The organism is Oleiphilus sp. HI0132 (assembly GCF_001635845.1).
On record NZ_LWGJ01000927.1, the window covers coordinates 1 to 1,044 of the forward strand.

Sequence of the window (1,044 nt, forward strand, 5' to 3'; positions counted from 1 at the left end):
GCTAAGTGGTGGACTGAATTCCAAATCAAGCACCCTTCTGCTGTTTATAACAAAGCTAATCATCGAAAAAAGCGTGAGACACCTGGTGCTGACCTCCGAAAGACCCGACAATCACGACGTCCAAAGCGATCATAATGCTGCAGGTATAAGTCAGCAGGAACTGTTCGGCGAGAAGAAAAAGCTAGTCATGAAACTAAATCAAGTACTCATCGGTATTGGTAGCAACCTGGAAAGTCCTCGTCTTCAAGTAATAAAGGCGATAGAAGCCCTATCCCGGCATCCTGAACTAAAGCTAATGTCATCATCATCACTATACAGTAGCTGCCCTCAAGGGCCTCAGGATCAAGATGACTTCGTCAATGCAGTCATCTGGCTTGAAACCGCTCTGGAACCACTCGCTTTGTTAAAGTGTACTCAAACACTTGAAGCCGAATTCGGGCGTATAAAGACTCGGCATTGGGGGGAGCGAATCATCGACCTGGATATTCTATTCTATAACGATGAAACGCTATCAAGCGACGACCCTGACTTACGCATTCCTCACCCTTATGCGCTGGAACGAGACTTTGTGCTGGTACCAGCAATCGAAATTGCGCCTGCTTGGACGCTTCCCGATACATCGACCCTAGAACAACATCTTTCTTCGTGCAGCGAGCATAATTTACTTCGTTTAGATGGCACTCCGACTTGAGTCTCGCGAAACAAGTAGCTAATCTACGCACAAGCTAAGCTCTGTCATAGATTATCAGTAGTCGGTTTTATACTACTGTGAAAACTAAGGATTATATGATGAAAACGACAACCCTGAGCCTTCGTAAACTAAAAGAGTCCAATGGAAAATTCTCCTGTGTCACAGCCTATGACGCAACCTTTGCTAAGTTAGCGTCGGATGCTGGTATCGACGTTTTATTAGTCGGCGACTCTCTAGGCATGGTGTTACAAGGTCAGGACTCGACATTGCCTGTTAGTATTGATGACATGGTCTATCACACTCAATGTGTTAGCAGAGGCGCTCAGTCTCCCTTAATTATGGCCGATATGCCT

General features: G+C 45.7%; 2 protein-coding genes. Both read left to right on the forward strand.

The genetic code is table 11. From position 1 onward, the window contains the following. The coding region (folK, locus tag A3766_RS10420) for a 2-amino-4-hydroxy-6-hydroxymethyldihydropteridine diphosphokinase (protein ID WP_231882881.1) at nt 1-691 on the forward strand (691 nt) is incomplete at its 5' end. Nucleotides 692-789: 98 nt separating this feature from the next. Beyond that, nucleotides 790-1,044: 3-methyl-2-oxobutanoate hydroxymethyltransferase (locus A3766_RS10425; RefSeq protein ID WP_197479517.1), on the forward strand; the 255-nt coding region annotated here is incomplete at its 3' end.